We start from the raw sequence: 16,577 nt of genomic DNA, 5'->3' as shown, positions 1-16,577 counted from the left end.
TCTATCTTAAACAAAAAAAGACAAGAAAGAATCCGTAATTTACGAAAACCTTCTTGCCTTTTTAGTATAAAATTATAAAGATACTAGATTTAATCGAATAGCCTCACGTACAGCTCCAACTCTACTCGTCACTCCCAACTTTGAACAAATATTTGAAACATGGGTATCCACTGTTCTCCTGCTGACAAATAAACTATTTGCTATCTTTTCATTAGAATATTCTTTTACAATCAGTTCCAATACACTTAACTCCGTATCTGTCAATAGATTATTTTCTTGCTTTTCTAACAAACCATCTGGAATAACGTGATTTCCCTTATAAACAGCATAAATTGCACTTTTAACATCCAAATAAGAACTTTCTTTGGGTAAAAAAGCTTGAATCCCAAAATCCATCGCTCTCTTATGTAACAAAGTGTCATAAAATCCTGATAAAAGAACTATCTTGGGAACTGTATTCAGAAATCTATTTATTTGACTAATAACATCAAATGCCGTTACTCCTTTCAACATAAAATCCATAACTAGCACATCTACCTTTTCATTCTTAAGACAGAGAAGTAAATCTGCTACTTCTGTATAGGAACCAACAATTTTAAAATCATCTTCCTTTAAAAAATAGTTCTCCAATCCTTGTAATACTAAACTGTGATCATCAATCAAAACCAAACGAATCATTTTTCTTCCCTTCTATAGGTATCCGTATCTTCACACTTGTAGGTTCTATATTTATCTGAACAGTTCCCCCCAATAAATGAACCTTCTCTACAATTCTATTTAAACCAAAATGATGTTCATTAGACTGATAGTTTCCCTTAAAAATACCATCATCTATAACTTCAATTGATAAAATCTTTTCTTTTGTAGATAAATCTACAGTAATTTCTCTAGCATTCCCATGAAGAATACTATTATTTACTAGTTCTTTAACTGTCCTTAATACAAACGTGCCCACTTTATCGTTAACTTTTTCTTCATCTATTGAAAAAGTTGTCATAATCGAAACAGTTTCCATCTTCATGAATTGATTTAATATGCTAGTAATAGATTCTTTCAACCCTAATTCATGCACCATTAAAGGATAGATATTGGAACATAAATCTCTTAATTCAAAAACAATATCATCCAACATCTCTAATAAAGCTCCTCTATTAATGTGTTCACTAATTTCTAACTGCTTTTTATAATAAATAACCTTCTGAATTGTAGTATCATGTATAAACGTTGCAATTTCTTCCCTCTCTAATTCAGTAGCTACAAAAGTATGAAAACTACTAAAGATTCCCTCCATTTTATGGCTAATCAACATCATTTTCCTTATTTCAGGTAACAAAGCTAGTGAAAAAAGAAAAGTGTAAAGAACGAAAAAAATTGGAGAAAATTCTCTTAATAACAGACTAAAAAGAATAATTAGACTAGTAAAAAAAACGGAAAATATCAAGTTATATATGAATGGATTCCACTTCCAAGCAACATATATCATTCGCTCTAGTATCAAGTTATTCACAATAGAGAACAAAATAAGCAACAATAGAGGAATACTATAAATAAACGAAACTTCCTTACCAATCGGGAAAATATATCCAAAAAATAAAGGAAATAAGGCCAGAACTGCTAAAAATAAGGTATGAATTGGCAGCATTTCTCTTCTCTGATAGTAATTTATAAGCATCTTTAACAGCAGGATAACTAAAAAGAAAAATACTAAATAAAATACCCCCCTAGAAAAAAAGATGGTTAAAAAATCAATAGGCTGTATAAGATTATAAACATACAAAAGTTGAGTGATGAGTGAATAGCCCAGTATAATACGAGAAAAGTTAGAAATGGTTGAACCTTTTATCTTTAAGACTAACACTCTAATGAAGATATCCATGAATAATGGAAATAAAGTCAAGTATGAAATTAATAGACTACGACCAAATACATCTCCTATACTTGATGGAATGATCGATAATAGCATCAGACTAGTATAACTAATAAAATAAAAATATCGTTTCCCAGTTTTTCCTTTACTTCTGCCTTTTATGTATAAGCGAAATAACAGTAGAATCAGAAAAGCAATGATTGATAAAACAAGAAAGATAATTTGGCTTGATCTCCCAGATTCTATTATTAAAGTCTTTGAAATTCCCCTATCTAACACTGTCACAGAATGAAGCGGTTCAACAATTAAGAATCGAGATAATAAGAAATTACTATCTGGACTCTGACCGTCTATTTGTATAATTGATGACCCTATTATCTCTTGATGATTTGCAAAGCTTCCCAGATTATGGACTTGTCTAACTATCCACTCATTATCATGTTTATCTACGGTGATTCCACTGTACGTTCGGTTAAATATTGAAAACGAAAAATAAAAAAAGAAAATAAATAACAAAACAAAATAAAATCGAAACATTTTTGACTTCATTGTTTGCAACACTCCACATTTCTCTTGATATTGATGTTTATTCTACCATTTTTTCATTCAATAAAACAGGTTTTATAGTTAAATTTATTCTTTTTTCTTTCGAAATATAACTGATACAATCTTCTAGTAGGTAAAATCCTCCCTGATTTGACTTTTGAAGACAAGATGAAAATCGTCTACGAACACTTGAAACGTTTGATTAACCTCAAGGGGGAAAACGTAGCAGTTCGTGAATTCCGTGGACTCGCTCCTCACTACCTCCGTGGAACATCTGGCGCAGCCAAGCTCCGTGGAGCTATTTCACAAGCTAGCACCCTAGCAGAGATTGAAGCCCTCTTGCAACTGGATAAGGCTTAATAGTTTAAAACCCGTAACTCTCTTAAAGGTTACGGGTTTTTGATTGTAAAAATTCAAATACTGAGAGTTATTATTGACTCAAAGCAACACTGGAAACCTTACCATCCGCTCCTGTTGTAATTTGGATGACTTTTCCTCCACCAATTTTGGCATTATACTTGCCATCATCAAGAGTATAAGAGTAGCCTTTGATAGAGTAGTTTTCTTTCTTTCCATCAGAAGATTCTACTGTAAATTGACCACCTGATGAAACTGTGATAGTTTCGCCATTGGCTCCCTTCCAATTACCCGCTGCAGCTGAGAAATCACCATCTACCATGGTTAAAACACCCTTGTAGCGTTTATTTTGCTCTGCTTGCTTGTCTTGAAGTTTGCGGTCAGTTGTAGGATCATAGCTTGATTGGTTAGACTGGGCTTGAGGAGCCTGTTGAGTTGAAGGAGCCTGAGCAGGAGTTTGTTGACTAGCCGCCTGTTGATTAGCCACTTCTTGACCTTGTCTTTGCTCTGGTGCAGGTGCCGCTTGTGATGGCGTTGCAGTTGCTGAAGATTGATCAGTAGATGCCTTGGCCTTTTCAGATGAAGCTGAACTTGATGACTTCTGAGTCTTGCTTTCTTTGTTGGAAGAGGTTGCTTTAGAACTTGATGACTGGCTTGTCTTAGCAGAACTGCTTGCTTGAGTTGTTTCCTTTTTATTTCCACAAGCCCCTAATAGTAGGGTAGAAGCTAATACAGTTGCTGTCATCAATTTGATATAGGTTTTCTTTTTCATTTTTCTACTCCTTTGTAATATTTTAGAAATATAAAGAAATCTTTTTGTAATATAATTGTAACATTCAAATTTGAATATGTCAACAATTTATCTAAACTATTTTAAAAATCTTAAATACTTTAGATACATTTTCTCCTCCTACTCTTCTATTCGTAATAAAACAGAAAAATAGGAGATTTTCCTATTAAAAATTTGAATTTGTTTTTGTGAAATCGCTTGCACCTTTAAGTACAAAGGAATATAATAACATTGAAATAGAATATAGGAGGTGCACTCTTATGCTAAATAAGTATTATAAGTATCTTCCTTGGTTGATTTTGGGAGCAATTGGCTCTTATCAATCAGCCGCTTACTATGCGCGAACTGCATTTGATGTGTTTTATCTGACTACAATCTTTTTGATTGTTTATATCGCCTTGTTATTTTTACATGAGAACTATCTCAAGTATCGATACAAAGACTTCTTTACTCACCTGTTGAGCAATTCTAAGAGAGATAGCCATCCCTAAAACAGTCGCAACAGCAAATCAAACTAATAAAGGCAAATAAAGAGATCGGGAACTTTTCCCGACCTCGTTTTTTATTTCAATTGATAGGTTTTTCTTGGTTTCTTTTTAGGCACTCGTTTGAGTCCGACTTCTTCTACATATTCTCCGTATTTTACGAGAAAGTTATTGCTGACGATTGGACGACCGGGGTTGATAAGATTGACCAGTTCAGTCCCTTCGTAGACAGTGAACTCCTCCTCCAGCAGATAGAGGAAGGTCGGATTCCAGTCGAGGCGTCCTTGGATTCGTTTGATAGATTCTTGGATAATGGCATAATGATCAAAAGCGAAGGCTTGCTCCTCCAACTCCACTCCCTCTAGGTAGCATTTCCCTGTCTGAAAATCGACATCTACAAAAACCACATCCTTAGCATCTTCTCCTGCCTGAACGAGGTCTAAGGCGCGACTAGGCAGATAAACCAAGTGAGCAATGGTCACTGTCCAGCCCCGGGGGTCACGGCCGGGGGTCGATACGGTCATCAATTGCTCGATTTTTTCTAAAGGAAGATCGAGATTGACTTCTTCACGCACCTCGCGCTGACAGGCATGAGCAGCATCTTCTCCCTTATCCATAAAACCTCCAACTAAGGCCAAACAGTTTTGATAAGGGTGAGCCTTGCGACGAATCAGCAAGAGCTTGATCTTTCCTTCAACAAAGCAGTAAGCCACCATATCCACTGTCACACTTGGCTTTTCATATTGTGGGAGTTCCTGCTTGTAGTACCAGTCTAAAAACTCCTCCTGACTGGCATGGATTTCATAATATTCTTTTTCCGTCATCCCTGCTGGAATCTTTATGTCCGTCATTTTATGCCTCCTTACGAACTGCCTTGGTCCATTGGTACCAACCCACTAGACTATTGAGTGTGTAAACCCAGTACATTCCTTGAATATGGATATTTTCACCCCACCAGAGGTAGATACTAAAGAGATTGGTTGCAATCCAGAAAATCCATTGCTCGCGGTAGAGACGTGTCATCAAGAGCTGACCAACACCATTGGTCGCATCGGTAACACTATCACGGAAAGGGCGAGCACTATGGATACTTTGGTAAGCCAAGCCCATACCAATCCAAATGATAGCAGTCAAGACCAAGTACTTGAGCCAGTCAAGAACAGATAATTTCTTAGCTTCAAAATGAGATTCTTCTACTTTTCCTTGGTCATTGATACGATTGGATAACCAAGCATAGAGACCGATTGGTTGCATGACAAAGAAGTAAACGGTCGTCAAAACTTCCCCATAAAAAGTCGCATTCATGGCCAAAATCAAATAGATAGCTGAGTTAATAGCCCCAAAAAGATAGTTGCTTGCACGACCTTCTGCCACCAAGATAACACAGACAATCCCAGTCCAAGATGCAAACAAGCTAAGCCAGTCATGACTTTCCGTATTTTGCGTGAATTCCAAGATCAAGGGAACACTTGACAAGGCAATGAGATACAACCACTGGAAAAGACTGCGACCAACAAAGAGATCTTTCCAGAGCAAGCACATGGTTCCTGCAAAACCAATCTTGCGAGCTTCTGCATGGACATTTTTAAAGTTTTCGATAAATTGTGTGATTTTTTTAGTTAGTTTTTTCATATTGTTCTCCTAATCCGCTTGGTAAATGGCGTCAATAGCTACTTTCGCTGCTTCATAATTTCCTAGGTAATCCTCCGCTAGATAAACTAAAGGAATGTTGGTTAAATATCGCTCTCTCATCTGGTCCAAATGCTGGGAAAAACTGTGACGAATATGATCCTCTGCCATAGTCATATCTCTAAATCCGTCATTGACATAGGAACCGACAGGTTGCACAAAGAGAATCAGGTCCCATTTTTCCTTAGCCAAGATCGAGGCAAAGAGATTATCAAAAGTCTCTCCTGATAAGTCCCCTTGGTCCTCAGTCTCCATGTAATAATCATAATAGCCCTTAGTCACCAAGGAGTTGGTATCGGCTATCACTAGACCTCGATTGACATTACTATCGATTAACTTGGAGGTCTGATCATACTGGCCCAACAGGAGATAGTAGTAATCCTTTGGAGTCAATTCATCGTCGCGGACGTTATTTTTAATCTGATACTCACGCGCGTATTCCAGACTGACGGGCGCATCGTAATACCTAGCTAAATCCTTGGCCAGAGTGGTCTTCCCATTGCTGGCACTTCCCATAATCAACACTTTCTTGGTAAACTGACGTCGGAAAGGTTGAGCGATGTATTTCCAATATTTGCTTGGATTTTCTCGAATCATAGTCGCTGAGATACCAAACTTTCTTTCTTGCAAGACTGTCTCAAAACCACGATTTGATAATTCTTTCTGGTAGTCTGCTTCTCCCACAAAGAAAATTAGTTCTTGCTGGATTTCATCATAGGAAATCTCCACTAACATTTGGTCCAACCACTCCTGCCAGCCCATAGGGTAACGGGGAAGATTGGTCTCATCTAACTTGCAAACGGAGGTCAACTCGTCATCACAAAAGGCCTCTCGGATATAGCGAAATCTTTTTTGAAGCGTTAAGCCTATCTGCTCCCCTCTATCTCCCTCATAGCCTGAAACGACAATCCAGACCCGGTCACACTGCCGCTTCGCTCGCTGAATCAGATCGATATGACCTTGATGAAGCGGAGCAAAGGTTCCAAATACCACTGCTGTTTTCTTTTTCATAAACCTATTACCTTTTTATAATTTTTGATATTTTTAATCTATGTTTTTATTATAAACTATATTTTTGTTTTGTCAATAGTTTTTTATCATTTTTTATAAAAACGTTGCGAAAAAAGAATCAAGATTACTCCTGATTCTCCATTTTTATGCAATATCAAATTTTAACTGGCCTGCTTTAACACCAATTTTAAGTGTGCTGCCTGCCTCTAATTCTCCCTTGAGAAGAAGTTCTGCCAACTTGTCTTCCACTTCTGTTTGCAGGGTTCTGCGAAGTGGACGAGCTCCCATCTCTGGGTCATATCCTTGATTTGCCAACAATTTCAGTGCGGAAGCTTGTAATTTCAAGTCAATGCCTTTTTCAGCCAAACTTGCCACTAAAGGTTTGACCATAATCTTCACCACTTCCTGCATATGGTCGCTAGATAAGCTATGGAAGACCACCTTTTCATCAATACGGTTGATAAACTCCGGCCTATAAGCTTTTTTCAGCTCTTCAAACATGCGTTTCTCCATATTCTCCTGGTCAAAACGAATGTCCTTGGCCCCAAAACCAACAGTCTTGTCATCACGAAGGGCTGTCGCACCAAGGTTTGAAGTCATGATGATAATGGTATTTGAAAAATCAACCTTGCGACCCTTGCTATCGGTCAAGACACCATCATCCAAGACTTGCAAGAGGACATTAAAGATGTCTGGGTGTGCTTTTTCTACCTCGTCAAAAAGTAGAACGGAATAGGGTTTGTTGCGAACTTTCTCGGTCAACTCCCCACCTTCTTCATAACCTACATAGCCCGGAGGAGCTCCATTGAGACGGCTGGCAGCGAATTTCTCCATATACTCACTCATATCAAAACGGATAAGGGCTGATTCGTCATCAAAGAGAACTTCTGCTAGAGCCTTAGCCAATTCGGTCTTACCGACACCTGTAGGCCCTAAGAACATAAAGGAACCAATCGGACGCTTATGACTGCGAATCCCTGACTGATTGCGGCGAATGGCACGGCTAATGCTTGAAACTGCTTGATCTTGACCGATGACACGTTTGTGCAATTCAGCTTCCAGATTCAGGTATTTCTTAGCGTCAGTCTGAGTCAGTTTTTGGACTGGAATACCTGACAAACGACTCAAGGTAGTCAAAATATCAGACTCTGTCACCAAGTCTTTATAGACAGGCACTTCCTCTTCTTTAGCAATTAGTTGAGAAACTTGTTTCCACTTACCATCCATCAAGGCCTTGTCAGCTGGACTCAAGCCAGAATCGTCTGGTTTCACATGCTTAGCCTTATTTTGCACTGTTGCTGCCGCTTCATCCAAAAGATCGATAGCAGAGTCTGGCAAATGACGACTGGTTAAATAACGATGGGCCATCTTAACAGCTGTTTCAACCGCTTCATCTGTGATTTGCACACGGTGATGTTTCTCATAAGTCGCCTTCAAACCTTGCAAAATTGTCATGCTGTCTGCCACACTTGGTTCTTCAATCGTTACTTTGGCGAAACGACGAGAAAGGGCCGCATCTTTTTCGATGTGTTTTTGATATTCTTCCTGAGTGGTCGCACCAACCGTTCTCAAGGTGCCACGCGCCAAGGCTGGCTTCAAGATATTGGCCGCATCCAGAGTTGAGTCAATTCCACTACCAGAACCCATGATAGTATGAAGTTCGTCGATAAAGAGAATCACTTGGCCATTTTCTTCAATATCCTTAATGATATTATTCATGCGTTCTTCGAAGTCACCACGGAAGCGTGTCCCTGCAACAACATTCATCAAATCAAGCTCTAACACGCGCATCTTAGCCATTTCCGCAGGCACATCACCACTAGCAATACGCTGGGCAAGACCAAGCGCCAGAGCTGTTTTCCCGACACCAGCATCCCCAACCAAGACAGGATTGTTCTTGGTCTTACGGCTCAAGATTTGAATCATACGCGAGATTTCCTTGTCCCGACCGATGACTGGTTCTAACTTGCCAGAACGCGCTTGCTCTGTCAAATCATGCGTATAGTCCTCGAGACCACCACTCGGAGTCTGCGGCATGCCCATCATATTAGCCATAGAATTTTGCTTGTCAGCTACTGTACGATGGCGTTGGCGTAGAGCCTTGAGGTCTTCACGAGTCCAGCCTGCACGTTCTTCTAGATTTCGACGTAGGGCTGCAATCTTGACCTGATCTTTCTTGTCTTCATAAGAAAAACCAGCCCTCTCCAAGATACGAGTCGCCAAGGCATTACCATCATGCAAAATCGCATAGAGAACATGCTCTGTCCCTAACACCTTAGCATGGACCACTGACGCTACATACTCTGCTTCATCAAAGAGAACCTGCAAACGATGGGAGAACGGCAATTCCGTAAAGGTTTCATCCTGGCTATAGTCCGTTTCAGTCAGTTCCAAAGCGACTTCTTCTAAACGGTCCATCTCATATGGATAATCATTTAAAGTCGCCCCTGCCACACTATAACTGTGATTAGACATGGCAATCAACAAGTGCCAAGACTCTAGGTAACGAGCTCCAAAATGGCCAGCAACCATGTAGGCACTTTCGATACATTCATTCAATGCTTTTGAATAGTTCATCTTACTTCCCTTTTCTATCTACCTCTTGTATGACCTGTCGTAGCATGTTTGCACGAACAACTGGAGCTTCTTCTCCTAAAACGCGATCCAAAGCTACTGATACTAGCAAATTCATCTCCTGCTTGGTCATCAATTCCTGCTCAACCAAAAGCTGTAGAATATCCTCATAAATTTCTTGACTGACCCGCTCGCCAATCGAATAAAGCAGCTCCCTGAGCATTTCATGATGACTAGAAAACTCAATCCGTCCTATACGAATGTAGCCTCCGCCACCACGCTTACTTTCAACCAAGTAGCCTCTACTTTCCGTAAAGCGTGTCTTGATCACATAGTTAATCTGACTAGGAACAACCTGAAAAGTATCTGCCAACTGACTCCGTTGCAATTCTACAATTCCAGATTGATCTAAAATCGCCTTGATGTAGGCCTCAATATGATCCGATGTATTTTTAAATCTCATTACAAACCCACCTCTCTCTTTGAACCTTGACTATCTTTGACTATACTATCATTTAACACTCTATAAGTCAAATTTTTAAGGTTAAAGCCTTGAAAATACTGACTTTCTTTAAAAATACTACAACATTAGGACGCCTTAGTTTTTCTTGAAAGTTCCTAAAAAAGTCCACAAAAAAGAGCCCTAAAAAGGGCGTAATATTGACGAGTTCAGCAGGCAAGAAACTAGCACGGTCAAACGTGCTTTTTTAATAGCTGGTAATATTATAGCATACCTGGAAAACTCTCTCAATCATTAGCAATAGCACCAATATTGAAGTATAATGATATTATGACTCTTGCAGAAACTAAGAAATCCTATCTCAGGAACGTTTAGAAAGATAAGAGAGATTAATTTAAAAGCATTTAGTTCTAGCCAATTAATATTTCTGGTTTCACTATTTTAAAACGATAATTAGGAGAAAATAATTATGAATAAGACTGGTAAAGAAAACTTAGTAATGATTAATGATGAAGAATACGTACATTGTCCAGTTTGCGGAACATTGACCGCTGTTTACGACATTTGTGATCATTGTAATTGGCAAAATACGGGGGAAACCAACATTGATGGAGGCCCAAACAAGATGACACTAGCAAAAGCTAAGGAAGCTTACGTTAAAGGGATTCCAATAATATAACAAACTATAGTACTACAAAATCAGGAGAATAAAAATGGAACTTAGAAAGTTTAACAATAAAGTTGTAACGATGACAGACGTTGATAACCAGACCTTTGAGGGAATTTGTCTTTTTGAAGATAAGGATACTTTTGATGAAGAGTATGATGCTTTATCTGTTAAAACAGATTTACGATAGACGAGGTTATTTGAAAATGAAATTTTAAAAGTTGAAATTTCTGATAAAATCGACCAGTTAAAAAGCCCCTAGTTTCTTTTCTAAGGGCCTTTATTTCGTCATTAGTTTTTATCTTTATATATCAATAATGCTCCTTCTCGATAACTACGAGCAAAATCTAGTAAGATTTCACTTTTGAGACGGTTATACTCTGTTTTATCAATATCCAGTAAGCTATATAGTTCTTTTAAAGTATGCTTTTGTTTTTGGGAAACAATAAATAAATTATAAAATATACCACGTTTCTTTCCGTCTAGGCCACTACTATAAGAGTCTATCATTTTGACAATCTCGATAGCTTTGGTTTCAAATGCGCCTGGAGTATCTCTAAGATTGGCTAACTTCTTCAGCGACTTGTAACTTTTCAAAAAATGATATGCTCTTTTTGCTGTTTCTGTGTTGTCTACGTCCATTTCATACTACCCAACTCATTGAAAAAATTCTCTCCAGAAAGGATTTTCACTATCAAAAATTCTAACTTCTTCTTCCGTCATATTGTGGGGATAATCAAGAAATAAGTTATAAATTTTTTGCTGATCAAAACTGAACAACAGCTCTCCTCTAACATCTATCTTATCAATCCACCAAATTTTTGATTCTTCATTATTTTTGTAAAAATCACTGTATCCTTCAATATTAGACTCTGAAATAAGAACTTTATCCATTCCATCGGATGAACTTGGTTTATCGCATTCCATTAAGTCGTTATTTAACATCATTCAGGCTCTTTCTATCATCTTAGTCAAATAATGTGACCATATTTTTATTTTACGATACTTGTGGAAAAACTTCATCCCATATATCCACTAAACTTTTACCATCAAAAACTTTAGCTTCCATAGCTTCATCAATCGTATTAAACTGCTGGCCTTCATAATCATAACCAACTACACAAACGCTGGATAAGAAACAAGCACCTCGGCCATTAACATTAAATTCAAGATCTGTGTCTAAATATTTTTTAATTTCATCTTTTGTCATACATAATTACCACACCTCGATTATATCATTTTTTATATTTCTAGGCCCTAACATTTTATTTCATTATTACTTAATTCTGTGATTTGGCGCGAGAAAAAATGTACAGTGACGGCGTGAAGTCCGGGAGCTCCGAGGGGGAGGGGGGCATCCCCCCTACTTTCAGCTCTGAGTCTCTCATACATTTATATTTTTATTGAAGATTTTATTATTTTTTATTATAGTTTAAAATCAATTTATACGCTTCAAACTCCTTGAAGCAATTCATTGCATCACGAAGATTTTCGCCTCTGATTTCGTAGGAATAAAAATTAAATCCTGTAGTTCCTTTAGTAGTAAAGTTTGTTTGTAAGTCACGGATTGTGCTCTCAGCTTCATTTCTTAAATTATTGCATTCTGTATAAATATCTTCAAGTTCTTTAAGAAGATTACTAGCATTTTTTAATAATCTATCATCTTCTTTTTTCATAAAATCACGGATCTCATCCTCAATACTTTGCGTCTGTTCTTTAGGAATATAATTCTTATTTTCAATGCTACTAAGACGATTTTTGTACATTTCTTGTTTTTTATTTAATACGGAAATCTTTTCTTCAATTTTGCTGTAAGATTCAGCATCCAGGTTGGCTTCAGCAGCAGCTAATTCTTCATACTGTGAACTAATTTCAGATTCGATTATTGGTAAATAATCACTGATTTCAGCTAATTCTTTTGCTTGTTTGTCCCGTACTTCTTCTAGTTTCTTTTTATTTTTTTCAATTACATTCATTTTCTTCTCCAATTCTTTGTTAAATATTTTTTGTATTCGTCGTTAATTTTATCTGTCTCGTTTCTTATCCTTGGTTTTTCTAACATTTTCACCTCATTTCACTACTGTTATATTTAACATATCTTCTATTTTGTGACTTTTAAGCGCTTTTTAAAATCCCTTTTATATCAAGGGGATAGGTCTATTTTCTATTTTTTAATTTACATTTTCTCATTATGTAAAATATATAGTTAAATGTTAGTATACTCTGGTCTAGTTCATCTTGACTATAGCCGATATACCTAAGTGTAATCTCTGGTGTTGAATGATTAAATATTTTTTGTAGAATAACCACATTGCCATTCTTTTTGTAATGATGATACCCAAATGTCTTTCTCATTGAATGAGTTCCGATGTTTTTAATTCCAAATTTATTTCCAGCTTCTTTTAAAATTCTATAAACTTGGACTCTTGAAATATGGCAAATTTTTATCCCATTGTCTTTGTTTTTATTTCTGCTTGGGAACAAAAAATCATATTCTTTAAGTTGTTTATTCTCAATGTATTGATTTAACGCATTTCTTAATTGTTGATTTATTGGAAAACGTCTTATTTTTCCTGTCTTTTTCTCTCTTATTTCAATTCTATCTTTCATTACCTGTTTAACTTTAATTGGAATAATGTCACTAACTCGTAAACCTGTATAAATTCCAAATAGGAATAATACGTAGTCTCGTTCATTTTTCCTTTTCAAAAAATCCTTTATTCTTTCAATATCATCAGTATCTCTAATAGGTTCAACTACTTTCATCTCCTAACCTCTCTTAAAAATTTCTTAGAGTTCATAAAAGGTAGTCATTTTTGAGTACCTAGTGACTACCACCTCCGCCTTACAGCCCCAAGGGTTTATAAAATGCGTAGTCAGGTAGTCACCTCGCTCCCAAAAAATAAATAATAAACGCCTTTAATCTATTTATTCTATATACTTTATAAATAATATAAAATAACTACTTTTTAATATAAAATAACTACTTTTTAATATAAAATTCAATAATATCAAAGGTTTGATAGGGTAGTCAGTAAAATTTTAAAAACTATCCTTTTTCTAAATCCTTTTTGTTTAAAGGCTCTAGCTACCCTCTAAAAGGTAGTTATTTTTTGAGTTAGTGACTACCCTAACTACCTTTTATGTTTTGAGTAACCAGGTTTAACGCTTTTTCCAAATTTCAAAGATCGTTTGTGTTCCCATCCCTCTTTATTTTGCATATACTTTTTGACCTTTGCTTTATCCTTTGGTGGTGCTTTGTCAGTTAGATAGACTTCTTGGAAAAATAGGTTTATAGTCATCTTGTCACGTTCTACCAATTCGCCATATTTATCTGTATCAAGTTCAACAGTTCCACCTTTACTATTTCTAAAATAGCCCTCGTTCATCATGTCATAAATATAGTAATACCTGGTTCTATCTGTAACTGGGTAATGGTACATGTTTTTTGGAAAAGGTAAAGCCAAATAACGCTCCAAATCCTCAAGAGTTTCATCAGCAAATTTGTACCTACTTCTTACCTCATTTACCAGGTTCTCCTGCTCGTCTGTCAGCATCAAAGACTGGTTAGATTTCCAAGCTACTACCATAGCGCCCCAAAAGGCTCTGCGGTCTTTTTCCGTCCACTTCCTGCCCTTATAAGTGGTATCCTTATGTACTTCAGCAACAAGAAAGCGCCTTTCCCCTGTTAAGTCGTTCAAATAATCATGATCATTAGTTGCCCTCACGATGATAAAACTCTTGGGTAGTCGTCTATCACTGGAAGCATAAGGCGGTCTATACTCTAGTTTGGTTTCAGTGATGAACTTCTTCAACTCTGAAAAACTAGCCTTTTTACTAGCCACCATTTCATCATCAAATACACACCAGTTTCTTACCATTCTAGCCTTGTCATCTTTGTCTGTGAAAGTTTCAACGGTTGTAAAATACTTGTGAGTGAATAGTCCCTCAAAAAATTGGGTCTTTCCTACTCCCTGCCTTCCAGTCAAGTCCAGCACAAAGTCAAACTTAATAGAGGGGTCAAATACCTTAGCAACCGCCCCACGGAAAAACAAATCCATGATAATACGGTTATATTCATCATCTTTGATATTGAGATAATGCCTTAAAATAGCAAAGGGAGCACGCTGATTCACTAACTCTCTATATTCGCTTTCGCATGATTCCAGATAGTCTTTTAAAGGGTTGTAGCTATGCTCACCAGCCACCACCTCCAAAATATCAGCGATATCCCCTTTTTTATAATCTATCTTGTACTTTGTAGCAATATAAGCCCTAATCTCTCTAATAATTAGGTCGTCAATGGTTCCGCTTAAGGTTCTACCGTTCAATTTTGTTGCTTTTGTCACGTCAATTTCATAAGTGAATGTATTGTACTGTATCGCCCCCTTCAGTTTGCTATCTCCACTTAAAATCTTCTTAAGATTGTCCAAGGTAACCGCAAAGCCTTTCCCTTTGGTTTTCGGTGTTAGATTCAGACTATTATTATCCTCGTTGGTCTCTCTTGCTTGGGTCAAGTCCACCACGGTAGGCGGTATTTGTTGCTGATTCTCTTCGATAATTTTAGTTACAATTTCTTCACTATTCAAAAGCCACCTCCTTATAGAATTTTGTCGCTACTTCAAGGAAATAACTGGCCAATTCTTTTCGTTTGACGATAGTAGAAAACAAATCCACTAACTGACTAAAACTGTAACCATTCACAAATAGCAATCGGACAAAAAGTGAAGTCTCATACCTGGTATAAATGCCATTACAAATCAGGTCAAAAACCCAGCCTTTTAACTCCACTCCAAGCCCCTGCCGTTGCTCTGTCAATTTATTTACCTCTAAATCTTTCAGGATCATCAGCAATTCAGGACTAGCCAAGGTAATTTCTAATGGTCTAGCTAGTTCCCATCCTTCCCTATCACTCTTTTCGTCTCGGATAGCTACATATAAGCCTTTGTAACGAAAATCCGTCAGTCCCTCACCTATTGGCTTGTAGTATACAAACTTATAGTGATTTCCATTCTTCCAAACTTGAGTAGGGGTAGACTTTAGAAAGGCGAATAATGATAGTTTATCAGCGGATAAAATTAACTCGAGTACTCTCATTCCTCTACCCCCAAGAACTTAAGAACTTCGGAAATTTTATAATAAGCCTTTCTAGTATCCTCGATTGGTGGGATATATTGTCGTAAGCCTGCATGTTCCCAACTACTCAGGGTTTTATCTCCTATATCTAACTCTTCCTTAAGTTCCGTTTTACTAATCAAATTCAACTTTTTTGGAGGAATTTTTTCATGGTTCTTTAGATACCGTTCCACTGATTCCAGAATATTCGACTTTAGATCCTCAATCATCTTTTCAAACATACTAGCACCCCCACGGTTTAATCCCTGCAAGCTGAATATATCGCCCGTAGCAAGGACTTAAATCCTCGCTAGGTGTTTCTTTCATCCGTCTATTTTCTCGCTCAATTTGGGCGCTTTTTTTGCGGTCTCGGTGGTTTAGGTAAATAAGAAAGCCAATCAGTACCACCACAAAGATAAGTGCCTGTGTGTTGGTTAAATTTAACTCATTCATCTTATGTCCTCGCTTTGTAATTCTTGATGTATAACTGTTGTATTTCATGTTCCATTTTTAGAAATGCTTCCACTTCTTCTATGGATACTTTTTTATTGATAAAATCACTTATGAATTGGAATAGGTTTGGACTTTCTGCTTTGACCTCAGACATTAGATTGTCAAGGTCTGCTTGTGTATTTATTTCTAAGTTTGTTATTGTCATCTTTTGCTTTGTTATCCTTTTTCTTGCCGTTTCCTATATAGTATTTACACCACTCCAAACGCTGGGCGATTGCCCCTAGTTGGCGGACGCATGTAGTGATGTTTCGTGGGTAATCACCCACATTTTTACTAAACAAGTGCTTAGAGTCGCCGTGTCAGCACTCATTTTTCAAAACCTTTTCTAATTGCTTGCCTGCTCTTCGGTTTTCTTAGTTTGTCTTTGTTTCGTTTTCTATTTGATCGCCTAATCTTTTCCAGGCTCTATCAAATTCTTTACGTTGAATTTCTTTGCTATGTAATTGCCTTGCTAATTCCATACCTCTACGCATGAATCTAGCAAAATGTGTCTTTTCTTCCAT

At 37.1% G+C, this 16,577-nt stretch carries 22 protein-coding genes and 1 pseudogene; 4 read left to right on the top strand and 19 right to left on the bottom strand.

The window, feature by feature from the left end; genetic code table 11:
- Window positions 1–72: 72 nt before the first annotated feature.
- The gene (locus B7692_RS09975) at window positions 73–678 is read right to left on the bottom strand and encodes a response regulator transcription factor (protein WP_023947315.1); all 606 of its coding nucleotides are present in this window, start codon (window positions 676–678) and stop codon (window positions 73–75) included.
- On the bottom strand, window positions 656–2,416 hold the full coding sequence (locus B7692_RS09970; protein WP_084930599.1) for a sensor histidine kinase: 1,761 nt from the start codon (window positions 2,414–2,416) through the stop codon (window positions 656–658). The genes B7692_RS09975 and B7692_RS09970 overlap by 23 nt, the downstream gene beginning before the upstream one ends.
- 129 nt (window positions 2,417–2,545) lie before the next feature.
- Between B7692_RS09970 and B7692_RS09965 the strand changes: the two are divergent.
- Window positions 2,546–2,773 (top strand): annotated as a pseudogene (locus B7692_RS09965) (tRNA dihydrouridine synthase DusB); the annotation flags it as partial.
- A gap of 70 nt (window positions 2,774–2,843) precedes the next feature.
- Here the strand turns inward: B7692_RS09965 and B7692_RS09960 are convergent.
- A complete protein-coding gene (locus tag B7692_RS09960; RefSeq protein ID WP_084930598.1) occupies window positions 2,844–3,542 on the bottom strand; it encodes a hypothetical protein in 699 nt (232 codons plus the stop codon).
- Window positions 3,543–3,820: 278 nt separating this feature from the next.
- Between B7692_RS09960 and B7692_RS09955 the strand changes: the two genes are divergently transcribed.
- Complete coding sequence (locus B7692_RS09955) at window positions 3,821–4,051, top strand: hypothetical protein (RefSeq protein WP_004255357.1); 231 nt, start codon at window positions 3,821–3,823, stop codon at window positions 4,049–4,051.
- A 71-nt stretch (window positions 4,052–4,122) separates the two neighbouring features.
- Here the strand turns inward: B7692_RS09955 and B7692_RS09950 are convergent, their stop codons facing one another.
- The 5 genes from B7692_RS09950 to B7692_RS09930 form a co-directional block, all read right to left on the bottom strand.
- Window positions 4,123–4,896 carry an NUDIX domain-containing protein gene (locus B7692_RS09950; RefSeq protein WP_084930597.1) on the bottom strand — a complete coding sequence of 258 codons (774 nt, stop codon included), beginning with the start codon at window positions 4,894–4,896 and terminating at the stop codon, window positions 4,123–4,125.
- A gap of 1 nt (window position 4,897) precedes the next feature.
- On the bottom strand, window positions 4,898–5,677 hold the full coding sequence (gene pnuC / locus B7692_RS09945) for a nicotinamide riboside transporter PnuC (RefSeq protein WP_084930596.1): 780 nt from the start codon (window positions 5,675–5,677) through the stop codon (window positions 4,898–4,900).
- Between the two features lie 9 nt (window positions 5,678–5,686).
- Window positions 5,687–6,745, bottom strand: coding sequence for an AAA family ATPase (locus B7692_RS09940; protein WP_084930595.1), 1,059 nt, complete (start codon window positions 6,743–6,745; stop codon window positions 5,687–5,689).
- 144 nt (window positions 6,746–6,889) lie between these two features.
- Entirely contained in the window at window positions 6,890–9,322 is a 2,433-nt protein-coding gene (locus B7692_RS09935; RefSeq protein WP_084930594.1) for an ATP-dependent Clp protease ATP-binding subunit, read from the bottom strand.
- Between the two features lies 1 nt (window position 9,323).
- A complete protein-coding gene (locus tag B7692_RS09930) occupies window positions 9,324–9,782 on the bottom strand; it encodes a CtsR family transcriptional regulator (protein WP_001211279.1) in 459 nt (152 codons plus the stop codon).
- Window positions 9,783–10,248: 466 nt separating this feature from the next.
- Here B7692_RS09930 and B7692_RS09925 point away from each other — a divergent pair, with 466 nt between their 5' ends.
- On the top strand, window positions 10,249–10,458 hold the full coding sequence (locus B7692_RS09925; RefSeq protein WP_001044018.1) for a CPCC family cysteine-rich protein: 210 nt from the start codon (window positions 10,249–10,251) through the stop codon (window positions 10,456–10,458).
- A gap of 34 nt (window positions 10,459–10,492) precedes the next feature.
- A complete protein-coding gene (locus tag B7692_RS09920; protein WP_239822397.1) occupies window positions 10,493–10,636 on the top strand; it encodes a hypothetical protein in 144 nt (47 codons plus the stop codon).
- A gap of 101 nt (window positions 10,637–10,737) precedes the next feature.
- Here the strand turns inward: B7692_RS09920 and B7692_RS11375 are convergent, their stop codons facing one another.
- The 11 genes from B7692_RS11375 to B7692_RS11145 form a co-directional block, all read right to left on the bottom strand.
- Complete coding sequence (locus tag B7692_RS11375) at window positions 10,738–11,088, bottom strand: ArpU family phage packaging/lysis transcriptional regulator (protein ID WP_239822396.1); 351 nt, start codon at window positions 11,086–11,088, stop codon at window positions 10,738–10,740.
- 15 nt (window positions 11,089–11,103) lie between these two features.
- Complete coding sequence (locus B7692_RS09910; RefSeq protein ID WP_084930593.1) at window positions 11,104–11,394, bottom strand: DUF7675 family protein; 291 nt, start codon at window positions 11,392–11,394, stop codon at window positions 11,104–11,106.
- A 49-nt stretch (window positions 11,395–11,443) separates the two neighbouring features.
- On the bottom strand, window positions 11,444–11,656 hold the full coding sequence (locus B7692_RS09905; protein WP_084930592.1) for a hypothetical protein: 213 nt from the start codon (window positions 11,654–11,656) through the stop codon (window positions 11,444–11,446).
- Window positions 11,657–11,861: 205 nt separating this feature from the next.
- Window positions 11,862–12,422: a hypothetical protein gene (locus tag B7692_RS09900; RefSeq protein WP_084930591.1), complete on the bottom strand. Its 561-nt coding sequence runs from the start codon at window positions 12,420–12,422 to the stop codon at window positions 11,862–11,864.
- Between the two features lie 181 nt (window positions 12,423–12,603).
- On the bottom strand, window positions 12,604–13,212 hold the full coding sequence (locus B7692_RS09895) for a site-specific integrase (protein ID WP_084930590.1): 609 nt from the start codon (window positions 13,210–13,212) through the stop codon (window positions 12,604–12,606).
- 368 nt (window positions 13,213–13,580) lie between these two features.
- The gene (locus tag B7692_RS09890; RefSeq protein WP_084930589.1) at window positions 13,581–15,035 is read right to left on the bottom strand and encodes a virulence-associated E family protein; all 1,455 of its coding nucleotides are present in this window, start codon (window positions 15,033–15,035) and stop codon (window positions 13,581–13,583) included.
- Window positions 15,028–15,543, bottom strand: coding sequence for a hypothetical protein (locus B7692_RS09885; RefSeq protein WP_084930588.1), 516 nt, complete (start codon window positions 15,541–15,543; stop codon window positions 15,028–15,030). The genes B7692_RS09890 and B7692_RS09885 overlap by 8 nt, the downstream gene beginning before the upstream one ends.
- Complete coding sequence (locus B7692_RS09880; RefSeq protein WP_084930587.1) at window positions 15,540–15,803, bottom strand: hypothetical protein; 264 nt, start codon at window positions 15,801–15,803, stop codon at window positions 15,540–15,542. Before B7692_RS09880 ends, B7692_RS09885 begins: the two co-directional genes overlap by 4 nt.
- A 1-nt stretch (window position 15,804) precedes the next feature.
- Entirely contained in the window at window positions 15,805–16,014 is a 210-nt protein-coding gene (locus B7692_RS11370; protein ID WP_084930586.1) for a hypothetical protein, read from the bottom strand.
- Between the two features lies 1 nt (window position 16,015).
- On the bottom strand, window positions 16,016–16,219 hold the full coding sequence (locus tag B7692_RS09870; RefSeq protein ID WP_084930585.1) for a hypothetical protein: 204 nt from the start codon (window positions 16,217–16,219) through the stop codon (window positions 16,016–16,018).
- Between the two features lie 208 nt (window positions 16,220–16,427).
- A complete protein-coding gene (locus B7692_RS11145; RefSeq protein WP_162837410.1) occupies window positions 16,428–16,577 on the bottom strand; it encodes a hypothetical protein in 150 nt (49 codons plus the stop codon).

The sequence above is a fragment of the Streptococcus mitis genome, assembly GCF_002096925.1.
Classification (GTDB): Bacteria; Bacillota; Bacilli; order Lactobacillales; family Streptococcaceae; genus Streptococcus; species Streptococcus mitis_AF.
Note: the sequence above shows the minus strand (reverse complement) of the source record. Positions and strands in the feature narration are given on the sequence as shown.